The sequence below is a fragment of the Halogeometricum borinquense DSM 11551 genome (assembly GCF_000172995.2).
GTDB lineage: Archaea > Halobacteriota > Halobacteria > Halobacteriales > Haloferacaceae > Halogeometricum > Halogeometricum borinquense.
This window is the reverse complement of sequence record NC_014729.1, coordinates 39,786-61,535: the sequence shown is the minus strand read 5'-3', so window position 1 is coordinate 61,535 and position 21,750 is coordinate 39,786. Positions and strand designations below refer to the sequence as shown.

Here is a 21,750-nt window from a genome sequence, read left to right as displayed (position 1 = left end):
CATCCGGTAAGAGTCTTCGCACAGCGATGAAGTATCGTTGTGTCTGTATACTGTCACGTGGGAGCCGACGTGCCGAGGGAATCCGGTGTTTCAGAGCGAGACGTCCGTCTCGATGTCCTCTGTCGCCTCTTGTAGACCGTCTCGGCGGGCGTCTTCGGCCAATCGCGCCGAGAGATCAGAATCCGTCAGCAGTTCGGTGAACTCGGTGCGGAAGCGGTCGTTGGCGCGCGTCGCTTCGCGTTGCGTCTCGACCACGCGGCGGTAGTGCGCTACCGTCTTGGCGTCGATGCCGGCATCGTCGTCGGTAGTGGCATCACCGTCGGTCTGAGTATTGAGTTCGGCCGCGCATGTCTCGTCGTCCGCACCGTCGTCCAGAAGCGCCCGCAGCGTATCGAGCGAGAACGGGGCGTCGCGGTCCGAATCGCGGACGAGGTGGAGGTCCATCCGCGCGACGAACACGTCCGACTCGTCCGCAGCAGCATCGAGTGCGGCGGCCAGTTCCGCGTCGGAGTCGCCGTCGTAGAACCCGCGGACAATACGGCACAGGTCCTCATCCGAGAAAGCCGTCTCGAACTCGTACCGGTCGCGCATCGACGCCACCAAGCGCGCGACGCGTTCGTTCCGCTCGGCGTCGGAGAGTTCGTCGGTCAGCGACCCCGGAGACTCCTCCTGCGTCTCGGTCACCGTCTCCGACCCCGTCGTCTCGACGAAGATGTCCCTGAGTTCGGCGGTCTTCTCGTCCATGAACAGAAACTACATGCTACGAACCTACAAAACCTTGCTGATCCGATAGGCACACGACACGTCGAGAGCCGAGAACACCGGCAGAACGGGGTTTGACCGCCGTAAACCGAACCACTAATACAGATTTACGAGACACGGACGAGTATGTCTACGAACACGGAATCAGTCGAACTCGTCGGCGACGACGTGGTGGGTAACATCGCACGCGCGGCGTTGTTTGCGGCGTTGACCGGCGCGTTCGCTTACGTGTCGTTCCAAAACCCGCTGTCGCCGCACCCGGTGAGTCTGCAGGTGCTCGGCGTCTTCCTCGCCGGTATCTTCCTCGGTCCCGTCTGGGGCGGTGCGTCGATGGTGCTGTATCTCACGGCGGGGGCCGCGGGCGCACCTATTTTCGCTGGCGGGTCGGCCGGACTCGGATCACTGCTGGGTCTCACAGCGGGCTATCTCTGGTCGTACCCTCCTGCGGCGGCTCTCATCGGCCTCCTCGTCCACGGCGTTTCCGGGCTCGTTGACCCCGAACACGTCCCCGTCGCTCGCCTCGTCGGCGCGATGGTTGCCGGGACAGTCGTCATCTACGTGTTCGGTACCGTTGGCTTCGCTATCGTCCAAACAGGCGGCATTCTTTCCGCGTTCGCTCCCAACGTGCTCTGGGACGCGTTCGTCGTCAGCGCTCTCGCCTTCGTGCCGTTCGAGGCGGTCAAGATTGCTGCTGCGGTCGGGATCATCCGAAGCGACGCCGCAAGCGCCGAGTAACGACCCGAACCGATGACCATCAGTACCGACTCACTGACCCACCGCTACGGCGACACCGTCGCTATCGACGAGGTGTCGCTCGAAATCGAGGCCGGCGAGTTCGTCGTCCTCGCCGGTGCGAACGGGTCCGGCAAGACGACGCTCGTTCGCCATTTCAACGGGCTTCTCGAACCCGACACGGGCGATATCGCCGTCAACGGTCAGCCAGTCTCCGAGAATCCTGTCGCCGCCCGGACTGCGGTGGGGATGGTGTTTCAGGACCCGCGCGACCAGTTCGTCGCGGCGACAGTTGGTGCGGACGTTGCGTTCGGTCCCGAGAACCTCGGCCTTCCGCGCGCGGAGATTGACGACCGCGTGGCCGACGCCTTGGATGCGGTAAATCTCCGCGGACGACGCAACGAACGTATTGACGAACTCTCCGGCGGCGAACAGGAACGCGTCGCCATCGCGGGCGCGTTGGCGATGCACCCGGACCATCTCGTCCTCGACGAACCGTTCACCGGACTTGATGCGCCCGCCCGCAATGCCGTGATGGACCGATTGACCGCACTCCACGGTAACGGAACGAGTATCGTCGTCGTCACGCACGATTTGCGCGACGTGCAGACGCTCGCCGACCGCGTTGTTGTCCTCTCTGACGGACGGGTCGTAGTGGACGAAACGCCCGAACAGGCCGTCGAACAGGTCGAACAGTACGACGTTCGCGCTCCCGAATGATACTGACCTACCACCCCGGCGACTCGCTGGCCCACCGGTTGGATCCGCGGACGAAGCTCTTCGTGCAGGCGGCGTTTGCCCTCGCTATTTTCGCGCACACGACGCCGCGCGGACTCGCCGTTTTCACGGTCGTCACTGGCGGTATTCTCGCCGCTGGGCGCGTCTCGCCGGCTGATCCGATTCGCGGGTTTGCTCCGGCGCTTCCGTTTCTGCTCATCGCACCCCTCGTCAGGACGGTGTCGCTCTCGCCGCTCGGAATCGATCCAGCCGCGGCCGTTGAACCCGCACTCGCCAGTTACCGCGTACTGCTTGTCCTCGTCGTCTCGGGCGTCTATCTGCGGACGACATCCGTGCGCGACTCCCGCGCCGCTGTCGAACGACTGTTGCCGGGACGCATCGGCCGGTTCTTCGGTGTCGGTGTCGCCCTCGTCTTTCGCTTTTTTCCGGTCCTGTTGGCTGATCTCCGGCGCGTCCGCGAGGCATCGAAGGCGCGACTCGGTAACGAACGCTCCCTGTCCGAACGAATGCGTATCATCGGAACCGCAGGCGTTCGTCGCGCGTTCGCCCGGTCTGACAGGCTCTCTCTTGCCCTTCGGGCCCGATGTTTCGCATGGAATCCGACGCTTCCCGGCCTCCGCCTCGAACGACGCGACTATCCCGTCCTCGTCGTCGGCGTCGCCTTCGTCGCTTCGGTGTTCGTCTGACCGGCAAACAGAGGGTGGATATGTCATCCAAAACTGTTCCGGGTGGCAAGATTTAACCCCGCAGTTTCCGCGTAATCATCTATGACAATCTTGCAGTCGGAACCGACTCGGGAGACGTTCTGGACGATCAGTCCAGTTGGTGAGGTGGTGTTTTACGCACTCGCCACGACGGCGATACTCGTCTTCCTGTATGGGGTGTACGAGCGCTTCAGTCGGTACACGCAGGGAGAAGAAGACGCGTTCGAGCGTCTGGACGACCTTCCGGGCCGCATCGCGCGCGCCTCGAAGGTCGTCTTCTCGAACGAGAAACAGTTCGACCGCGACCTCTACGGCGGTGTGATGCACGCGTTCATCCTCTGGGGCTTTCTGACGCTCCTCATCGGGACGACTATCCTCTTCATCGACATGGACATCTACCGCAAGCTCACGGGGATGTCCTTCTTCAAAGGGGACTTCTATCTCTCGTACTCGTTCGTTATGGACGCCCTCGGCTTCCTGTTCGTTATCGGCGTCGGCATGGCAATCTACCGCCGGTACGTCGTGCGTGAGAAACGCCTGTGGGGCAAACACACCGGACGTGAGGACGACCTGTTCATCTGGACGCTGTTCGTTCTCGGCGCGGGCGGCTACGTCATCGAAGGTCTGCGTATCCTCGGGACGGAGTTCCCCGACTGGGAAACCGTCTCGTTCGTCGGCTACTTCGTCGCCATCGTCTTCGAGACCGCCGGGATGTCACCCGGGACGGCTGAGATGCTCTACTGGGCCGGTTGGTGGTCGCACGCGCTCATCGCTCTCGGCTTCGTCGCGTTCGTTCCCTACGCCAAGCCGTTCCACATGATTTCGTCGTTCGCCAACGTCGTGACGGCCGACGAGAAGGCTGGCAAACGTCTGCCGGGCGTCCCCGAGGACGAAAGTCCCGACGAAATCGGGTACACGTCTATCGAGGACCTCTCGTGGAAGCAGATACTCGATACCGACGCCTGTACGAAGTGTGGCCGGTGTTCGTCGGTCTGTCCGGCCAAGGAATCGGGACGGCCGCTCGACCCCCGAGATGTGATTCTCGACCTGAAGCAGTACCGTGAGGACCTCGATGCGGGGCGGACAGAAGAGATCGATATCGTCGCCGACGGCGGCACCTCGGTCATCGATTCGTCCACGATGGAATCCTGTATGGCCTGTATGGCCTGTATGGACGCCTGCCCGGTTGACATCGAGCATCTGAGCCACTTCACGGAGATGAACCGTCGGCTCACGGAGACGGGGCAGACGCAAGAACCCGTCCAAGAGGCGATGATGAACATCTTCCAGAACGGCAACGCCTTCGGCAACCCGGCCAGAAAACGCCCCGACTGGACCCGTGACCTCGACTTCGAGGTGCCCGACGCCCGCGAGGAGGAAGTCGAGTTCCTCTGGTACGTCGGTGATTACCCGTCCTATGACGAACGCAACCGCCGCGTCGCGCGTTCGCTCGCCCGTCTGTTCGAACTCACGGGTGTCTCCTACGGCATTCTCTACGAGGACGAACAACACGACGGCAACGACGTGCGCCGCGTCGGTGAGGAGGGACTGTACGAGATGCTAGTCGAGGACAACGCAGACGCGATTCACGACTGCGAGTTCGACAAAATCGTCTGTACGGACCCCCACTCGTACAACACGTTCCTGAACGAGTACCCCGAAATGGACCCCGAATTCGACTATCCTGTCTTCCACTACACGCAGGTGGTCGAATCGCTCGTTGAGTCCGGGCGCGTCGGTCTTGACGGGACGGAAATCAATTACACCGTCACTTACCACGACCCGTGCCACCTCGGCCGGTACAACGACGAGTACGAAGCACCGCGCGAGCTCGTCCGCGCGACGGGCGCGACGCTCGCGGAGATGCCCCGTAACCGCTCTGATTCGTTCTGTTGCGGTGGTGGCGGTGGCGGTCTCTGGATGGAACTCGAAGAGGAGACGAAACCGAGCGAAGAACGCCTGCGCGAAGCGCTCGAGGACACCGACGCGGGCGCGGCCGTCGAGAAGTTCGTCGTCGCCTGCCCGATGTGTGCGACGATGTACGAAGACGGTCGGAAGACCGGCGACTACGAGGACGACATCGAGATTATCGACATCGCTGAGTTGCTGGTTGAAGCGTTAGAATCGAAACAGGGCGCATCGGTCGAAAGCGACGGAACGGCGTCCACGGCGGCCGACTGAGGCGCGACAGCGGTCGCCGTTCCCGAGGAGTCGTCAGTCTTTCTTGTACTCTTTGCGGAAGCCGCGGAACTCCGTCCGGTGGGCTTCCTCGTCGGCCAGTACCGTCACCGCGAGGTCTTCAGTAACAGGGTCGTTCGCCTCCTCTGCGGCGGCAATGAGGTCACGGTACGTCGAGATGGCATCTTCTTCGGCAGTCAGGACGCCCTCGATGACCGAGAGAACGTCCGTGCTGTCCGCTGGCGGTTGGAGATTCATCTGATTCGCCTCGAACTCGGCTGATCCCGGCGGTTTTTCGTCCAGTTGCTTCAGTCGGTTGCCGAGCAGTTCCGCGTGGTTCAGTTCCTCTTGGATGTCGGCTTGGAGCGACCCCTTTATCTCCTCGGCGCGGACGCCGTCGAGAACGATAGAGTTCGTCAGGTAGTTCATCACCGTCTCTAACTCGTCCTGATAGGCCTTCTTGAGAAGGTCAGTGACCTCGTTGCTTGTCATCGCACAGAGAGCTTCGTCCGGTGGTAACAAATAGATAATCCCCAACAGGTTCGTTCCCACGCCGACCTGCGGTCGCTCTCTGGCGCGCGCTGTGTCTCAGGCGCGCGACGCGTCCACGTCGATGGCGTCAACCGGGCAGATATCGACACAGAGCATGCAGTCGATACACTGGTCTTCGCGCGTCGGTTCGACTTTCTGTTCCGAGACGGGGTGGTCTGGCGTGTCCACCCACGTGAACACGTCAACCGGGCAGTTCTCCAAGCACGCGCCGTCAGCGAGGCAGATGTCGTAGTCCACGGCGACGTGTGTACCGTGGATACCGAGCTTTTCCGGCGGTTCGACGGGTCCCCAGACGGGGACGTCGTTTTCTTCGCCGACGCGTTCGCGGTTCTGGTCAAAGTTCGGGTCGATTCCCATTATCCCGGCGTTGTCGGGCGAACGTACAAAAGCATCCCTCTCGACGGCCGTCGGAAGACGGGGACGGTTTGGTGGCTGCCGTAATCGTGTGTCGCAAAAAATGGTGTTACGCGAGCGCCGTCTGGATGTTATTGATGGCGTTTCGGGCCGGACGGCGGTCACGCGACGGCGCCTGTCCGTTGACGTAGCTCCGGAGCACCTCTACGAGGGACGCCAACTCATCGCACTCGAAGTCCGCGTTCTCTTCGACGCGGGTGAGGAACGACACCAGTTCGTCGGGGTCCTCTCCTGCCTCTACGGCATCCTCGATGCTAACCAAGAGGGCGGCGTGGAGTGCCCACGCCTCTTCGTGCGTGAGGTCGAGTTCGGTCGGACAGTCGTGGGCCGAAGCGCTCATTGTCTGCCTCCAGTTTGTCGTAGGGGCTGTCAGGTATAAACTGTGTGTATGATTGGCACACTTCGCGCACGTCCGGCAAAGACTGACATTCGGCGATGAGGTGCGTGAACAACGCCTCTCGAAGCGTTCGCGAACGTTGTTTCGAGAAAGACTAACAAGAAACAGAGAACATCAGGTTTGTTTACTAACCGAGTGACAGCGAGAACAGATGTTCGATCAAACGCATAGTGGGGGCGGGAGAGAAGCGGTCGATGAGAGAACCGATCAGGCCGTCGCTTCCGACCGAATCCGGCGGGCGTAGGCAGTGAAATTGTCGAATAGACGTTTGGCCTCGCAGGCGGCGTCGTAGTTCTCCGCGGTGATTCCGTCGAGTACCGACTGGATTCGCTCGTCCGGCAGGTCTTTGCCTTTCGTCACTTCCGCGGCGGTGTCGGGGTCGTATTCGGGGTGGAACTGCACGCCCCACGCGTGCCCTTTTCGGAAGGCGTGGACACCGTACTCGTTCTCCGCGATGAGTTCAGCCCCTTCGGGTAGCTCTGCAACGGCGTCAGAGTGCGTTGTGAAGACGGTGAACGTCTCGTCGATTCCCTCGAACAGTTCGTCTTCGGCCGTTTGCGATACTTCCCGGTAGCCGATTTCGTACTCGCCCATGTCTTGGACGTGGCCGCCGAGCGCCGTCGCCAACAGTTGATGCCCGTAACAGACGCCGAGTATCGGCATGTCGTGCTCTGCGGCATCAGCGACGTACTCCGCAAGCGGTGGAATCCACTTTTCGTCCCAGTACACTGACGCGCGTGACCCGGTGACGACCACACCGTCGAAGTCGAAATGTGAGGGGAGTTCTCCCTCGGTGGCGTCGAACTCGGCCAGATCAGCGTCGAGTTCCCGCCGGAAATTCCGCCGTGTGTTGCTATCCCCGTGTGAGGCGTCGAGTAGAGCGAAACGTAGATTTCCGTGTCCCTGTTTCATTTATCGAAGCAATGGAGTGCGGTACAAAGTGACTTGCGCTCGTGGCGTGTCGTGCCGGTCCCTCGGAACCGGTCGCCTCATCACTCGTCGTCGGCGAGGAACGCCAGCAGTTCGTCGTTCACTCGCTTTGACTGCTCGATGTGCGCCAAGTGACCGGCGTCCTCGACGGCGGCGAACTCGCCTCGCGGGAGGCTTTCGGCCAGTTCGCGTCCGCGTTCGACGGGCCAGACGGCGTCGTCGGTGCCGTGGACGACTAACGTGGGTGTCGTCACCTCGTACGCGGCGTCGAGTGCGTAGTCACGGATAGCGGCAATTTGTGCCTCCCACGCTCGGGGAGACGCATCCTCCTCGGAGCGCCACGCGATCATCTGCTGGATCGCATCGGGTTGTTCTTCGACGAATCGGTCAGAGAACGCCGCTTTCAGCGATTGCTTGAGGCCGTCGCGGTCGTTCGGCGGCGCGTAGAGCGATTCGAGGTCCAACTGGTCGCCCGTCGCCGCGGACCCGAGACAGACCAGCCGGTCCACGCGCGCGGTGGTTCGCGCCGCTTCCAATCCGACGATTCCACCGAGTCCGGCACCGACAACGGCCGCAGAGCGGAATCCCGCATCGGAGAGAACGCTAGTGAGATCCGTGACGAGGTCGGCAATCGAGTACGGTCCCGGTGGCGCATCGGACCGCCCGGCGCCGCGAACGTCCGTAACGACGCTCTCGTACGGTCCCGCGACGGCCGCGTGCTGCCACCCCCACTGCCACGCGCCGTATCCCGCGTCACCGACGAATACGACCGGGTCGCCGTCGCCGTCACGTTCGTAGTAGCAGGAAACGCCGTCGTTCGAAGCCACAGGCATGGTCGGAACTCGGTGCGGAACGGCCTTATCGGCACCGACACGGGCCGGCTAGTCGTCGTCCGCGACGGGTGCTACTGTGTCCGCAACTGCCAATCGCCTGCTTGTTCTTCATACGACAATACGCCGTGAAAGAGCGTCTTGAGCGTGTTCACCGTCTTTTGGTCTTGCGCCGATGGGTCGAGGAAGAACAGCCCGGTCGCGCCGAGTACGTCGAGGCGTCTCGTCAGAACGTGCAAGAATCGGTACAGCGTCTCCAGTGAGACGTACTGGAGCATGAGTGTGAGCGAGTCGAGCGCGACAACCACCGTGGCATCGTCTTCTTCCCACGAGTTCAGATATTTCGTCGCCTGCATTCCAATACCGGTCACGTCCGCAGGATTTCCGACCGTCTCGACGACGAGGCCATCGGGCTTGTCGTCCACGAACGAATCCGGCGTCGTGATGACGGCAGCGTCGGCGGGTGGACCACCGAGAACCTGCTCCCACTGGTCGTACCATTGGGTGGGTGAGGTCGAAAAACAGATTCCGAGAAGATGAACAGGACGCGAGTCGCCCACAAGGAGCCGTTTACACGTCGCATCCGATCCGGCCTGCAACTGCGGGCGAAGGACAAGGACGCTCGTTGCGTCCCGCGTCTCTTGTGTCACACGTTCTGTGAGTTCCATGCAGTTATATTAGAAATCCTACATATGGACTTAACTCTTGCTCTGTTGCCAACTGTAATGTGACAGTTGACGGGACGGGTGCGCGATTAGGCGTCGAGAACTTGCCGAAGCACGTCCGGTGCTTCATCCAGCGTTTCGTCTAGTTTCTCGACGTTCGGGCCGCCGCCCTGCGCGAAGTCCGGCGGACCACCGCCGCCGCCGCCGACGCTCGCAGCGAGTTGGCCGACGACTTCGCCCGCGTTGATTCCCACGTTGTCGGGCACTCCGACAACGAACTGGGCGCTTCCGCCCGCAGCGGAGCCGAGAACGGCAACTTTACCCTCATCGACGATGGCGTTCGCTGTCGCCCGGAGTTCGTCGGCGTCGCCGTCGAGTCGCTGAACCACAGCGGGCGTTCCGCTCACATCGATCTCTTCGGTCTCCGCGGCGGCACGCGCCTCCGCGAGTTCGGACTTCAGTCGGTCGATGGTCTTTCCGCGCTCTTTCCATTCGGTGAAGAACCGCTCTGCCGTGTCAGGCACGTCTTCGGGGTTCACGTCGAGAACCTCGGCCGCTTCGTAGAGCGCGTCTTCCGTCTCCTGCGTCGCCTCGATGGCGGCGTCGCCCGCAGCGAAGACGATGCGCTCGATGCCGTCTTGTACCGGTTCGGTCGTCAGGATCTTGATCGATCCGATGTCACCGGTTCGCTTGACGTGCGTCCCGCCGCAGGCCTGCACGTCGTCACCGACGGTGATGACGCGGATGTTCCGTCCCGGCGGAATACCTCCCTGATAGAGGTCGAAGCCGTATTTGTCCTCGGCCTCGTGACGGTCCGGCCACTCCTGTTTCACCGCGATATTCTGCATCACGATTTCGTTGGCCACCTGTTCTATCTGCTTGACCTCCTCGCGCGTGATGCGTTCGTAGTGGGTGATGTCGAAGCGCGCGCGGTCGGTACCCTTCTGCGCACCGGCCTGTCGGATGTGGTCGCCGAGGACCTGCCTGGCCGCGTGTCCGACGACGTGTGTCGCCGTGTGGTGCCGCATCAGGCGGCGACGGCGTTCCACGTCGAGTTGCCCGCGGACGAACTCGCCCTTACCGGGGTCCTCGTCGGTGCGGTGTAGGACGACACCGTCGCGTATCTGCACGTCGGAGACCTGCACCGTTTTGTCGTCCGTCGAGATCGTACCGTGGTCGGCGGGTTGACCACCGCCTTCGGGGTAGAACATCGTCTGATCTAAGACCACGTCGTAGCCTTCCTCGCGTTCGATAACGTCGAGGACGACCGCCTCGAACTCCGTTCGCTCTTGGTCGTCGTAGTAGAGTTTCTCGGTGTCCGGCAGATCCGCGAGTCGCTCCTCGCGTTCCTCGGCGGCCTCCGTAGCTCCTTCTCCCTCGTGGCGGTCTGCGACAAGCGAGTAGAAGTTGTCCGGAACGTCAACCGTCGCGCCGCGTTCCTCGGCGATGTCGGCCACCATATCGGGCTGGATGCCGTGGGAGTCGTACAGTTCGATGAGTTCCGTGACGGGGATGGACTCCTCGCGGTCGGCGTAGTCATCAGCCAGCGACTGGACCTTTCGCGTTCCGCGTTCGAGCGTCTCGCGGTATTTGCGCTCTTCGGTCCGCACGATATCGCGGATGGTGTCGCGGTTCTGGTACTCGAGACGCTCGGCCTGCATGTCCACGAGTTCGTCGAGCGGAGCGTCAACGCCCACGCTGTCTACGAGGCGCTTCGTCCGGCGAAGCACCATTCGCGCGAGATAGCCCGTCCCGACGTTCGAGGGGACGATGCCGTCACCGAACATGTAGGCGAGCGTTCGGCAGTGGTCCGCGATGGCGTAGATGTCTTCGAGGGGTCGGAGGAGTTCGGCCAGTTCGTCGGCATCGACACCTAACTCGTCGGCGATGTCAACGCGCGCCTCGTACACGTCGTCAACTTCGTCGATATCGAGGTAGCCGGACAGTTTCGCCGCCCGGTGGACGAGTTCCTCTTCCTCGGCCGTGAGGGAGATGCCCGCGTTCTCCTTGAGGAACTGGATCATATCGGGATAGACAGCCTCGTAGACGGTGGCGGTGCCCTGCGACACCCACGCCCAGCGTTCGAGACCGTATCCGGTATCGACGATGTAGGTGTCCATCGGCGAGTACCGGTTGCCGTCTTTCATCTCGTACTCGCCTTCGGGATCCTGCTCCATCGACATGAAGACGAGCGTGGCGAGTTCGGCACCCTGATAGAGTACCTCGAAGGCGGGGCCGGCGTTCCCGCCACCGACCCACGGGTCCTCGATGTAGGTGATCTCTTCGAGGTCGGCACCCATATGCTCGAAGAACTCGTCGCAGAGTTCGACTGTCCGGTCCTTCCAGTAGACTTCACCGGAGTAGGCGTACTGGTCATCAACCTCCTCGCGGGCGTTGAACGCGTGGTGGGCCATCATCTCGAACGCCATCGTGTGGCGGCCCGTCTTGCCCACGTTGTCGATGTCCTGCATCCGGATGCAGGGTTGTGAGATGGTGAGGGGGTTTGCCGGCGGCGGCGTCTGACCGCTGGTGACGAGCGGTTGGAAGTCGTAGATAGACGCCTGCGTCAAGAGCACGTCGTCACGCCATCGGTTCGCCGCGACCGGATACGGTTCGATGCGTTCGTGGTCGTGCTCCTCGAAGAACGAAAGGAACTCCTCCCGCATCTCTTCGATGGTGTACTCCTCGCCGAAACCGGGGTTATCGATGAACGAGTAATCGTCCGCGGGCGGTTCCCCGCACGTCTCCCGGTCGGGGTCCCGCGTCCAGAAGTACGCGTCGGTCACCGGACACTGTTTCCGGTAGAACCCCTCCTCCTCGAAATAGTCGAGGCGGTACTCCGATTCGAGTTCGCTCATTACCTCAGATTGACCCACGGCCGGGTAAAACAGTTCCGGGTAGAGGGCGGAGAGGGCCGGTCTGGCGTCCGTCTGGGCTGCGTCGAGGACCGAATCAGTCACGTCGCGGCGTCCTATCCCGCCTCCATCGTCTCGACAGCGTTTGTATATCCTGTTGACAGGATCTATTCGATTGCCATCATCGTTACGGCTGTCGCCCGCCTCTTTTGACCATGGAGATACGCGCGTCTATCCGGAATCGGCCCGTAGTCGAGTGGTTAGCGTGGGTTCTGCTCTCGGAACTTGCGGGGCTGATCGGCGGGGTTGCGACGGCGTCCGCCGTCGAGACGTGGTACACGACGCTCGCTCAACCGTCGTTCGCCCCGCCTGACTGGGTGTTCGGCCCGGTCTGGACGACGCTGTACGCTCTCATGGGGACCGCGGCGTTTCTCGTCTCGCGGTCTGACGACTCGCGGACGCGGCCTGCGTTGTACGCCTTCGTCGGCCACCTTGTCCTCAACGTGTCGTGGTCGCTGGCGTTCTTCGGCTTGCAGTCCCCGCTGTACGGACTCGTCGTCATCGTCCCTCTCCTCGTCGCCATCGTCGCCGTAACGGCTCTGTTCGGGCGTGTTGACCGACGCGCGGCGGCGCTGATGCTCCCCTACCTCGTGTGGGTAGCGTTCGCCACGGCGCTTAACTACCAGTTCTGGACACTGAACTGACATCTTGCCGGTAACGCGTGTGACACATCACCGCGTATCGGGAGAACGTGCCGCAACAGTTATGTGAATTCTCAATATCTCCTAGTCAGACTGACGTGCGAGGACTGGAGCAACTTCGACTCGCCGTGGACGATTCGACAGCCTGCGAGGATCTGCTGCTGTCGTCTGATATCGGCGTGTCGATTGTAGCGATTGAAGACGACGAACCCGTTGACGCCGTCGTTGTTACTGACCCCACAGCGGACGTCGAATTCGACGCACCAGTCATCTGTTATGCAGATTGCGACCCCGAGTCGGTTCCGCGACCTGAGCGGTTTGATGCATTCATCCGACGGGGTGACGGTGCGTCGCTCGAAACGCAACTCCGATGGCTCGTCGCTCGCTCTACCCATACCGCGGATAACTTGACGCGGCTCAGACGGCTCTACGAAGGGAGTTCGAGGCTCATCGCTGCGGAGACGACAGACGAGTTGTTCGAGCGGACGATAGATATTGCCGACCGCATCCTCGCGTTCGACAACTCCTCGATCTCAATCGACGTGGGCGACGGCTTCCGCATCCGCTCGACCAGAGGTGACTTCGACGAGGACGACCGGATCCCCTACGACGCGGGACTCCTCGGAGAGACGTACCGAACCGGCGAATCGAGACTCATCAACGACATTCGGACAGACGAGACCGCTGCCCCGCACGATCCGGAGTATCGGTCGGTGATTAGCGTTCCCGTGGGTGACATTGGCGTCTTTCAAGCCATCTCGACGGAGGTCGGCGCGTTCGATGAGATGGACCACCACCTTGCGGAACTCCTCGTCTCCTACGTTGCGGAAACAGCCGCTCGCATCGAGTCCGAGAAAGCGCTTCGAGAGAGTCGGAGTCGGGTCGAAGCGCTCCACCGCGGAACAATCGATCTCGCGGCCGTCACCGACCTCGGCGAACTGTTCGACCGAACTGTTGCGGTGGCCGACGAGATTCTGTCGTTCGATATGAGTTACATCGGTGTCGTCAAAGACGGTCTGATCGTGCCCGCCGCGATGTCAAAGCGGTTCCCCGAGGACGGTGCAGAGCCATTATCCGTCGAAGATGGTAGCGTTGCCGCGGATGTCTACCAGACCGGGAAGACGCGTCTCGTCGAGGACATGGACGAGGCCGACGACGCCAATCCGGTCAAAGACGCCTACCGGTCGGGGCTGAGTGTCGCTATCGGAGATTTTGCCGTGTTTCAGGCCGCAGCCTACACCCCACGGGCGTTCGACGAAGCCGACGCGGAACTCACCGAACTGCTGATGGCGCACGTCGCCGTGACCGCAGAGCGAATCCGTGCGGAGGAGAACCTCCGCGAGGAACGCGACCGGTCAACCGCTCTCTTCGAACACGTCTCTGATGCCGCCGTCGCCTACGAAGTGGACGATGAGTCGGGCGTCGCGTGCATCCAAAGCGTCAACAACGCCTTCGAGGAACAGTTCGGTAGGCGCGATATCGATATTATCGGTGACGACCTTCTCGCGGAAATCGTTCCCGACAGCGAACGCGACCCGCCGGAGTTGTGCGTCGCCGACGGCGAACGCCACAGAAGCGAGGTGCAGCGACTCGCAGACGGTCAGACACGAGAGTTCATCCTCAATGTCGTCCCCTTGGATCCTAACGCCGCCGACGGTGTCGGATACGCTCTCTACACCGACATCACCGAGCGAAAACAGCGCGAATCCGAGTTAGAGCGACAGAATCAGCGGTTAGAGGAGTTCGCCAACATCGTGAGCCACGACCTCAGAAATCCGCTCGCGGTGGCGCAGGGACACCTCGAACTCGCCCGCGAGGTAAACCGCGAGGAGTCGTTCGACGCGGTGGCGGACGCGTTAGACCAGATGGAGGAACTCATCGACGACCTGTTATCACTAGCGCGGCAGGGGGAGGTCGTCGGCGAGACGACTGCCGTGGATGTCGGTGCTATCGCCCGCCGTGCCTGGGATACGGTCGAGACGGCGGATGGGACGCTCAAGATCTCCTCGGCGACAATGGACGCTGATACGGAACGTCTCGCGGAACTGTTCGGGAACCTCTTTCGGAACAGCGTCGAACACAACGACGGCGACGCCGGCGTCACTGTCCGCGTTGGGCCGTTGGACGACGGGTTCTACGTCGAGGACGACGGATCCGGAATCGCTGCGGACCGCCGCGAGGTCGTGTTCGAACCCGGTGAAACGACCGGTGACGACGGGATCGGCTACGGTCTCGCTATCGTCTCACGTATCGCCGAGGCGCACGGGTGGTCTGTCGCAGTGACGGAGTCTGCGGCAGGCGGTGCGCGGTTTGAGTTCCGCGTCGAGTAGTGGGTTGCGGCGTGGTCGAATGCGCCGAGAATCAGTCGTCGGTGGCGGCAGCCAGCGAGGCGAGCAACGCCTCTAACTGGACTTGTTCGTTCGCACCTTCGGTGATGCGGTAGTCAGCCTCGCCGATGCGTTCCATCAAGCGAACTGTCGTGCGTTCGTCAAGGTCGAAGTCCCACACCGACCGGTGTAGCTGATCGATGATGTCACCGCCGGCCATCCCGGTGTCCACGAGAAGCGTCTCGAGTTTCGACCGCGCGGTGAGGAACTCACCGTCGATAGCCGATTGGACCATCTCCTCGATGTCCTCAGGGCGGGCCGTCGAGGTGATGAGGTAGACGGCTTCCTCGTCCACGATCTCGCCGGTCGTTGCCGCCGCCTGCAGGGAGTTGATTGCGCGACGCATGTCGCCACCTGCGGCGTAGACGAGCGCGTCCAGACCGTCCTCGGTGAGTTCGATCTCCTCGGTTTCTGCGATGTCTTTCACCTGCTCGCGGACGGCGTCGTCACCGAGGGGCGAAAAGCGGAACACCGCACACCGCGACTGGATAGGGTCGATAATCTTCGAGGAGTAGTTACACGAGAGGATAAAGCGGGTGTTATCGGAGAACTGCTCCATCGTCCGACGCAGGGCCGACTGCGCGTCAGAGGTGAGAGAGTCGGCCTCGTCCAAGAAGATGATGCGGTAGTCGAACCCGCCGAACGACGAGCGAGCGAAGTTCTTGATCCGGTCGCGCACCACGTCGATGCCGCGTTCGTCCGAGGCGTTGAGTTCGAGGAAGTTGCCACGCCAGTCGTCGCCGTAGATGGCGCGGGCGATGGCCGTCGCGGAGGTGGTCTTACCGACGCCTGCCGGTCCCGCAAACAGCAGGTGCGGCAAGTCGTCCTGTTCGATGTACGACCGGAGTCTCTCGACGATGTCTTCCTGTCCGTACACGTCGTCGAGCGTCTGCGGTCGGTACTTCTCGATCCAGATTTCACGGCCAGTAGCGGCCTCCTCCGCGTCCGCGGCCTCGCTCATACGCTGCACACGGTCCCGCCGAGTGATAAAGCACCCGCGTTCCGCCCGGCAAGGGGAGCGAAACTGAGAAACCCGTTCCGGGCCGACGAACAGCCATGCACGTCTCCGTGGAAGTCGTCGGCGAGGAAACGCACGAGATCCGCGTCGAGGACGACGACACGTACGCTGACCTGGTTCGCGCGGTGGACCTCAGCCCGCACGAGGTGTCGGTTCTCGTAGACGGCTCGCCCGTTCCCGAGGACCAACCCGTCGCAGTCGAACGCGTCAAAATTCTCCGCCTCATCAAGGGCGGCGCGTACTGAATCTCGGCTTTCGGTGTCGGGTGCCGGCGGCGCACATTCGGGTGAGATTCAACTAACAACCGTTGTTACTGTTTGATATGAGCACGACCACGGCTCCATTGGATTTCGAGTTACCGAACGTCGGTGCTGGCCCGGACACGTTCTCGCCCGCGGATGCCGACGCTGAGTATCTCGTCCTTCTCCTCCAGCGGGACTACTACTGTAAAAAGTGCCGCCGACAGGTGCAGTCAGCCAAACGCCGATACGACGAGTTTCAGGACGCGAACGCGGAAGTCGTATCCGTTCTTCCCGAACCGACGGACCGAACCAAGAAGTGGCAAACGTCCTACGACCTGCCGTTTCCCCTCCTTGCCGACGAGGGCAAGGAAGTAGGCGATGCGATGGACCAACCCGAGCGGTTCGGCGTCCTCGGAAGCCTGCACGATCTCGTCGGACGGATGCCCGAGGCGCTCGTCCTCGACGTGGAGACGGGGGAGGTCCTTTTCGACCACGCGGGCGACAGTCCCGGCGACCGGCCGGACATTGACGAGTTGTTGGCGGCCATCCCGTCGGCCTAAAGCCGAGACGTTGAATCCCGTCGGCGACGAACGGCGACCGTGACCGAAGCGTGACTGATGTGCGCCTCGCCCGGTCGGACGACCGTGCGGCCTGCGTCGAACTGTTAGATGCCGCAATGCTCGAAGTCGAGAGCGACCGCGTTCGGCGGCGAATCGAGGACGGAGACGTTCTCGTCGCCGACGCGAACGGCCGAGTCGTCGGTGTCTGTGTGCTGGTGCGACGCGATGATGCGACGGCAATTACGCAGATCGCGGTGCATCGCTCTCGGCGTGCCCGCGGCATTGGACGCCGCTTGGTCGAGACTGCCGCCTCGCGTACTGATGGGCCGGTGACGGCGACGTTCCGTCGGCAAGTGCGGCCGTTCTACGAGGCGCTGGAGTTCGAGATAACCGCCATAGATGAGGGTACCGGTGACGGCGAAAACGCAGACGGCGGGCGGTTTCGCGGCGTCCTTAGATGAGCGGTGCGACTAGTTTGCGGCCCGCTTCGAGGAGTTCGCGGACATCGTCCTCGCTGGATGCCTCGGCGTAGACGCGCATCTTCGGTTCCGTCCCGGAGGGCCGGGCCAGCAGCCACGACCCGTCTTCGAGGAGCAGTTTGAAGCCGTCGAGCGTGACGACTTTCTCGATGTCGCGTCCGGCGACCCGGTCTGGCAGTTCGTCGTCCAGTTCGTCGATAACCCGCTCTTTCTCCGAGTCGGGACAGTCGAGACTGATCTTGTCGGCGACAATATCGCCGTGCGCATCGAGGAGGCGATCAACGCGCTCGTCCATCGGTTCATCGGCGGTGGCGGCCGCGCCGAGAAGCCCCATGAGGACGCCGTCCTTCTCGCGGACGTGGCCCCGAATCGAGAAGCCGCCGGACTCCTCGCCGCCCATCAGCGCGTCGTGTTCTTTCATCGCGTCTGCGACCCACTTGAAGCCAACAGCCGTCTCGAACACTTCTTGGCCGTGTGCTTCGGCGATACGGTCGATGAGGAACGTCGTGGAGACGGTTCGGATGGCGGGGCCGCTCTCCTCGGCAAGCAGATAGTCGTACGCGGCGGCGAAAAAGAGGTTCTCGTCCAGATGGCCGCGCTCGGGCGTGACAAACGCGACTCGATCCGCGTCGCCGTCGTTAGCGACACCCAAATCCGCGTCGTGTTCTTCGACTGCTTCGACGAGCGGTTCGAGGTTCTCCGCGCTCGGTTCCGGCGGCGTCCCGCCGAAGTCTGAGTCGCGTTCGTCGCGGATGCTCACTACTTCCGCGCCCGCGGATTCGAGGAGTGCGCTGGTGACGCCGCGACCGCTTCCGTGCATGGCGTCGTGGACGACGGTGAGTCCCGAGAGGTCAGCGTCTACGAGTTCGCGGGCATGTTCGAAGTGCGGCGTCACGATGTCAACTTCCTCGATACTGCCGCGTTCGTCCTCGGGCAGGAGGTCAGGTTCCGCGAGGCGTTCGACGATGGCTTCGGTGACGTACGGGAGCGCAGGCGCGCCGTCGGCAGGGATGAACTTGACGCCGTTGTACTCCGGCGGGTTGTGCGATGCCGTGACCATCAACGCGCCAGCGAGGTTGCGTTCGACGATTGCGTGGGCGACTAACGGCGTCGGTCGGTCCCGGTCGGGCAGCAGTACGTCGAACCCGTTTCCGGCCAGCACCTCGGCCAGCGATTCGGCGAATCCGAGCGAGGTGTCGCGTGCATCGTAGCCGACGAAAACCGGTGCTTCGTACCCCTCATCGGAGAGATAGTCAGCGACGGCCTGCCCCACGATTCGGACTCGTTCGTCCGTGAACGTGTCGAGCGTTGCGCGCCACCCGTCGGTGCCGAAAGAGATCGCATCCATGCGGAAACATGCGCCGCCGTCGGTCAAAAAGGTACGCCGAACCGTGGTACGTCGGCGGAAGCCAACGCGTTTTTGCTCGTCGCCTTCGGACACTGGACAATGACTCGCATCGTTGCCATTTGTGGAAGCAGACGCGAGGGGAGTTATACTCGCAAGTCGCTGGAAATCGTCCTCGACGCCGCCCGGGACGCCGGTGCCGAGACGACAATGGTGGACCTCGGCGACGTAGACCTCCCGCTCTTTCACCCGGACAAAGACGAACAGGGAGAATCTGAACGGCTCACTCGACTCGTCCGCAAAGCGGACGGCGTCATCATCGGATCGCCTGTCTACCACGGGTCGTACTCCTCGACGTTCCGCAATTTCCACGACTACTGCTCGAAGGACGAGTACGAGGACACTGCCGTCGGTCTCGTCGCCACCGCTGGCGGCGGATCCTACGGTGGAGCGTTAGAACACATGCGAAGTACGATTCGCGGCGTTCACGGCCACGTCGTCCCCGAACAGGTCGGCGTCCGCGGCGCGTACAACGTGTACGAGGGCGATGAACTCACCGATGAAGACGTGCGCCGTCGCCTCGTCTCACTCGCGGAGTCCGTTGTTGCGGAGGCACGGCGACTCCATCCCGAGGCGGCACAGACTGCCCGCGCGGACGATTAGAACAAGGCGTTCACTCCGCGTCGATCAAGCGCTCTTTCTGCCGCCGCGACAACTGCTTGATCTCGTACTCACGCGACATCGCCGTTGACCGGGAGTCGAACGCTTCGGTGTGGACGAGTTCGACTGGTGTTCGGCCCCGCGTGTATTTTGCCCCCTCGCCTGCGTCGTGTTCTGCAACCCGGCGGTCCACATCGGTTGTGTAGCCCGTGTACAGCGAGTCGTCCGAACATCGGAGGACGTAGACGTAGTGGTCGCCCATTCTCAGCTCACCACGTTCTGTCTCACTCGACTTCGAACGTCTCGATCACGTCGGCGAGGCGCGCACTGTCGGCGACACCGTGACTTACGGTCAACGGGGAAACGCTGACAGCGGCGTCCACCATCGCACGCCGGTCCGTCCCGACAGGATAGCGCTCACGGTGTGTCTCCGCGAGGGGGAACGGGTTCTCCCACCCGACGGCGTCGGGCCACGTTCGATCCCGCAGTTCGACGCGGCGTTCGTCCGGACCGAGTTCGTCGTCTTCGTCTTCGACCTCCTCGACCTGTTGCCCGTAGTCGTGGTACGGTTCGGTGAGCATCACCGGCGGGTTCGGCGAATCGACGGGTGCGTTCACGTTCAGCAGGTCAACGTCGTCGTAGACGCCGGAGTCGAGGGCGCGTTCGACCAGTCCGACGGCGACGCGCGCAGGCCGGGAGAAGTCGTACTCTTCCGGCGGTGAGAGGAAGAAATCAGTCGTGTGAAACGCCGAGACGGCGAGGGCTGGCGTCCCGAGGAAGGCGGCCTCGATGCCCGCACCGACGGTTCCGGAACGACCGACGACGTAGTTGCCCGCGTTGGGACCGTCGTTGACGCCGGAGACGACCACGTCGAAGTCGGTGTCGAGGCCGCGGAGACCGTACGCGACGCAGTCGGCGGGCGTCCCCGAGAGTGCGTATCCCCACGGATGCTCGCGGACCACCGCCGTGTGATTACGAGTGCGACCGACCCCGCTTCGGTTCCCGTCGGGCGCGATGACGGTCACGTCACCCAGCGACGTGAGTTCTTCGCGGAGCGTGGCAATTCCGGGTGCGTCGATGCCGTCGTCGTTCGTCAGGAGGATGGTGTATCCGTCGCTCATCGAATACCGGAGCCTTCTCGGGAAGCTAAGTAGCGTTTCTGGTCTCGAAGTCGGAGTGACCGGCCGCGTGGTTTCGCGCCGGTCACACCAAAAGCGGTTGCGGCTTCGCGTGGTGGTCTTACTCCGCTTCAGTGGTCATGCAGTGCGGGTACGTTGCCGCGCGACCTCCGCGATACCCGCGTTCGCCGAACAGTTTGGACAGGCGAGAATTCGCCCTTCGACGTCGGCAAACACGCGTGCGAAGCGCTCGGAAACGTGCGACCCGCAGTGGTCGCAAGTTGGCATGGTTGAATCCGGCAGCCACCACATGTGCCGGTACCACTCGTACGGATGCCACTTACTTGAGGGCTTCGCGCGCGTGCGCGTAAACCACTAAATTTCCACAAGCACGGTTGATTCTCTGGCAAATGTGTTATTTTATAGACTGTATGGGAAGCGAACGTATGACGATCTCTCGAAGAACGAAATCTGCCCGCTGATCGTCTTACGTTGTCTCAGTCCGCTTGGTCATTGCCGGTGCGTGCGTCGCTTATCGCCCGAGCGATGAGTCCGGCCTGCGCACCGGCAACGAACCCAGCGTCGATGTTGACCACTGAAATGACAGTACACGACTGAAGCATCCCTTCAAGGGCCGCTTTCCCCGAGCCACCGTGTCCGTAGCCAGTCGAGACTGGCAGGCCGATGACGGGGGTATCGACGAGTCCGGCGACCACCGTTGGGAGAGCACCTTCTCGCCCGGCGGCAACGACGAGTACGTCCGCCGCACGGAGCGTGTCGAGGTGGTCGATGACGCGTCCGAGGTGGGCGACACCCACGTCTTCGACGCGCGTCACCGTCGCACCCATCTCTTCGAGGATCACTGACGCTTCGCCCGCCGCCTCCGCGTCCGAGGTGCCGCCGGTGACGATACCGACCGTCGCGTCTCGCGTCGGCGGGTCGAAATCTGGCGCGTGCGCGACGAGTGTCCGTGCCCGGTCATCTCTGTGGAACGTGACTTCCTCGTTCAGTGTGTCCACGACGGCATCGACGTGGGTGTCGTCAGCGCGGGTCAGAATGGCCCGGCCAGTCGATTTGACGGCCGCGGCCGCCAACGTCGCTGCCTCGTCTGGCGTTTTTCCGTCCGCGAGGATCGCCTCAGGGACGCCGCGTCGTGTCTCCCGTGCGGCGTCGAACCGTCCCGCTCCTGTCGTCGCGTATCCCGAGAGACGCGCTTCCGCGACCGCCGGGTCGAGGTCGCCGGATGCGACAGCCTCTAGAATATCTCGCATGGTCGTGCGTTTCCCCCGGGTCTCCACCTACCTATCGTTTTGGATCGAATATCCAAAACGTCTGTTCGTGGGTGTCTGCTCCCGCTAGAACGGTGTGAGCGGTGTGGCCTCTCTTATGAGACCTCCCTCTATATAAATCCGTCCCATCGGAAAGGCCATATCCTACGGATATGGGCGGAGAGGCGGCCGATTTGGGAAATCTTATTAAGTAG

At 62.4% G+C, this 21,750-nt stretch carries 24 protein-coding genes; 10 read left to right on the top strand and 14 right to left on the bottom strand.

The window, feature by feature from the left end; translation table 11 throughout:
* Positions 1 to 90: 90 nt before the first annotated feature.
* Positions 91 to 744: a hypothetical protein gene (locus HBOR_RS00335; protein WP_006055469.1), complete on the bottom strand. Its 654-nt coding sequence runs from the start codon at positions 742 to 744 to the stop codon at positions 91 to 93.
* Between the two features lie 144 nt (positions 745 to 888).
* Between HBOR_RS00335 and HBOR_RS00330 the strand changes: the two genes are divergently transcribed.
* From HBOR_RS00330 to HBOR_RS00315, 4 genes are all read left to right on the top strand, one after another.
* A complete protein-coding gene (locus tag HBOR_RS00330) occupies positions 889 to 1,497 on the top strand; it encodes a biotin transporter BioY (RefSeq protein WP_006055468.1) in 609 nt (202 codons plus the stop codon).
* 12 nt (positions 1,498 to 1,509) lie between these two features.
* Positions 1,510 to 2,214 carry an energy-coupling factor ABC transporter ATP-binding protein gene (locus HBOR_RS00325; protein WP_006055467.1) on the top strand — a complete coding sequence of 235 codons (705 nt, stop codon included), beginning with the start codon at positions 1,510 to 1,512 and terminating at the stop codon, positions 2,212 to 2,214.
* The gene (locus HBOR_RS00320; RefSeq protein WP_206538159.1) at positions 2,214 to 2,918 is read left to right on the top strand and encodes an energy-coupling factor transporter transmembrane component T family protein; all 705 of its coding nucleotides are present in this window, start codon (positions 2,214 to 2,216) and stop codon (positions 2,916 to 2,918) included. Before HBOR_RS00325 ends, HBOR_RS00320 begins: the two co-directional genes overlap by 1 nt.
* 81 nt (positions 2,919 to 2,999) lie before the next feature.
* Positions 3,000 to 5,117 (top strand): heterodisulfide reductase-related iron-sulfur binding cluster, encoded by a 2,118-nt coding sequence (locus HBOR_RS00315; protein ID WP_006055465.1) that lies wholly within the window; start codon positions 3,000 to 3,002, stop codon positions 5,115 to 5,117.
* Positions 5,118 to 5,150: 33 nt separating this feature from the next.
* Here the strand turns inward: HBOR_RS00315 and HBOR_RS00310 are convergent, their stop codons facing one another.
* The 7 genes from HBOR_RS00310 to alaS all read right to left on the bottom strand — a co-directional run bounded on the left by HBOR_RS00310 (position 5,151) and on the right by alaS (position 11,760).
* Positions 5,151 to 5,606: a ferritin-like domain-containing protein gene (locus tag HBOR_RS00310; RefSeq protein ID WP_006055464.1), complete on the bottom strand. Its 456-nt coding sequence runs from the start codon at positions 5,604 to 5,606 to the stop codon at positions 5,151 to 5,153.
* Positions 5,607 to 5,702: 96 nt separating this feature from the next.
* A complete protein-coding gene (locus tag HBOR_RS00305; protein WP_006055463.1) occupies positions 5,703 to 6,023 on the bottom strand; it encodes a 4Fe-4S dicluster domain-containing protein in 321 nt (106 codons plus the stop codon).
* 106 nt (positions 6,024 to 6,129) lie between these two features.
* Positions 6,130 to 6,420 carry a DUF7853 family protein gene (locus HBOR_RS00300; protein WP_006055462.1) on the bottom strand — a complete coding sequence of 97 codons (291 nt, stop codon included), beginning with the start codon at positions 6,418 to 6,420 and terminating at the stop codon, positions 6,130 to 6,132.
* Positions 6,421 to 6,684: 264 nt separating this feature from the next.
* Positions 6,685 to 7,389 (bottom strand): type 1 glutamine amidotransferase, encoded by a 705-nt coding sequence (locus HBOR_RS00295; RefSeq protein ID WP_006055461.1) that lies wholly within the window; start codon positions 7,387 to 7,389, stop codon positions 6,685 to 6,687.
* Positions 7,390 to 7,469: 80 nt separating this feature from the next.
* Positions 7,470 to 8,240, bottom strand: a complete 771-nt coding sequence (locus tag HBOR_RS00290) for an alpha/beta fold hydrolase (protein ID WP_049890423.1) — start codon at positions 8,238 to 8,240, stop codon at positions 7,470 to 7,472.
* 71 nt (positions 8,241 to 8,311) lie between these two features.
* Positions 8,312 to 8,905 carry a DUF7504 family protein gene (locus tag HBOR_RS00285; RefSeq protein WP_006055459.1) on the bottom strand — a complete coding sequence of 198 codons (594 nt, stop codon included), beginning with the start codon at positions 8,903 to 8,905 and terminating at the stop codon, positions 8,312 to 8,314.
* An 86-nt stretch (positions 8,906 to 8,991) separates the two neighbouring features.
* Positions 8,992 to 11,760, bottom strand: coding sequence for an alanine--tRNA ligase (gene alaS, locus HBOR_RS00280; RefSeq protein WP_006055458.1), 2,769 nt, complete (start codon positions 11,758 to 11,760; stop codon positions 8,992 to 8,994).
* Positions 11,761 to 11,972: 212 nt separating this feature from the next.
* On the opposite strand from alaS, the gene HBOR_RS00275 reads away from it, so the two are divergent.
* Both HBOR_RS00275 and HBOR_RS00270 read left to right on the top strand, forming a co-directional pair.
* A complete protein-coding gene (locus HBOR_RS00275) occupies positions 11,973 to 12,461 on the top strand; it encodes a TspO/MBR family protein (RefSeq protein ID WP_006055457.1) in 489 nt (162 codons plus the stop codon).
* Between the two features lie 95 nt (positions 12,462 to 12,556).
* Positions 12,557 to 14,788: a GAF domain-containing protein gene (locus HBOR_RS00270; protein ID WP_006055456.1), complete on the top strand. Its 2,232-nt coding sequence runs from the start codon at positions 12,557 to 12,559 to the stop codon at positions 14,786 to 14,788.
* A gap of 31 nt (positions 14,789 to 14,819) precedes the next feature.
* Here HBOR_RS00270 and HBOR_RS00265 read toward each other — a convergent pair whose 3' ends face one another.
* A complete protein-coding gene (locus tag HBOR_RS00265; RefSeq protein WP_006055455.1) occupies positions 14,820 to 15,806 on the bottom strand; it encodes a replication factor C small subunit in 987 nt (328 codons plus the stop codon).
* A 95-nt stretch (positions 15,807 to 15,901) separates the two neighbouring features.
* Between HBOR_RS00265 and samp2 the strand changes: the two genes are divergently transcribed.
* The 3 genes from samp2 to HBOR_RS00250 all read left to right on the top strand — a co-directional run bounded on the left by samp2 (position 15,902) and on the right by HBOR_RS00250 (position 17,126).
* Positions 15,902 to 16,108, top strand: a complete 207-nt coding sequence (gene samp2 / locus HBOR_RS00260) for a ubiquitin-like small modifier protein SAMP2 (protein WP_006055454.1) — start codon at positions 15,902 to 15,904, stop codon at positions 16,106 to 16,108.
* A gap of 77 nt (positions 16,109 to 16,185) precedes the next feature.
* Positions 16,186 to 16,665: a peroxiredoxin family protein gene (locus HBOR_RS00255; protein ID WP_006055453.1), complete on the top strand. Its 480-nt coding sequence runs from the start codon at positions 16,186 to 16,188 to the stop codon at positions 16,663 to 16,665.
* Positions 16,666 to 16,715: 50 nt separating this feature from the next.
* Positions 16,716 to 17,126, top strand: coding sequence for a GNAT family N-acetyltransferase (locus tag HBOR_RS00250; RefSeq protein WP_241432364.1), 411 nt, complete (start codon positions 16,716 to 16,718; stop codon positions 17,124 to 17,126).
* Here the strand turns inward: HBOR_RS00250 and HBOR_RS00245 are convergent.
* Positions 17,119 to 18,492 carry a phosphoglucomutase/phosphomannomutase family protein gene (locus HBOR_RS00245; RefSeq protein ID WP_006055451.1) on the bottom strand — a complete coding sequence of 458 codons (1,374 nt, stop codon included), beginning with the start codon at positions 18,490 to 18,492 and terminating at the stop codon, positions 17,119 to 17,121. The genes HBOR_RS00250 and HBOR_RS00245 overlap by 8 nt on opposite strands.
* Positions 18,493 to 18,591: 99 nt before the next feature.
* On the opposite strand from HBOR_RS00245, the gene HBOR_RS00240 reads away from it, so the two are divergent.
* On the top strand, positions 18,592 to 19,152 hold the full coding sequence (locus tag HBOR_RS00240; RefSeq protein ID WP_006055450.1) for an NADPH-dependent FMN reductase: 561 nt from the start codon (positions 18,592 to 18,594) through the stop codon (positions 19,150 to 19,152).
* 10 nt (positions 19,153 to 19,162) lie between these two features.
* On the opposite strand, the gene HBOR_RS00235 is transcribed toward HBOR_RS00240, so the two are convergent.
* The 4 genes from HBOR_RS00235 to larB all read right to left on the bottom strand — a co-directional run bounded on the left by HBOR_RS00235 (position 19,163) and on the right by larB (position 21,538).
* Complete coding sequence (locus HBOR_RS00235) at positions 19,163 to 19,411, bottom strand: GIY-YIG nuclease family protein (RefSeq protein ID WP_006055449.1); 249 nt, start codon at positions 19,409 to 19,411, stop codon at positions 19,163 to 19,165.
* A 22-nt stretch (positions 19,412 to 19,433) separates the two neighbouring features.
* Positions 19,434 to 20,270, bottom strand: coding sequence for a 5'/3'-nucleotidase SurE (gene surE / locus HBOR_RS00230; protein WP_006055448.1), 837 nt, complete (start codon positions 20,268 to 20,270; stop codon positions 19,434 to 19,436).
* Positions 20,271 to 20,405: 135 nt separating this feature from the next.
* The gene (locus HBOR_RS20625) at positions 20,406 to 20,555 is read right to left on the bottom strand and encodes a DUF7563 family protein (protein ID WP_013440392.1); all 150 of its coding nucleotides are present in this window, start codon (positions 20,553 to 20,555) and stop codon (positions 20,406 to 20,408) included.
* 209 nt (positions 20,556 to 20,764) lie between these two features.
* Positions 20,765 to 21,538 carry a nickel pincer cofactor biosynthesis protein LarB gene (gene larB, locus HBOR_RS00225; RefSeq protein WP_006055447.1) on the bottom strand — a complete coding sequence of 258 codons (774 nt, stop codon included), beginning with the start codon at positions 21,536 to 21,538 and terminating at the stop codon, positions 20,765 to 20,767.
* Between the last annotated feature and the right edge of the window lie 212 nt (positions 21,539 to 21,750).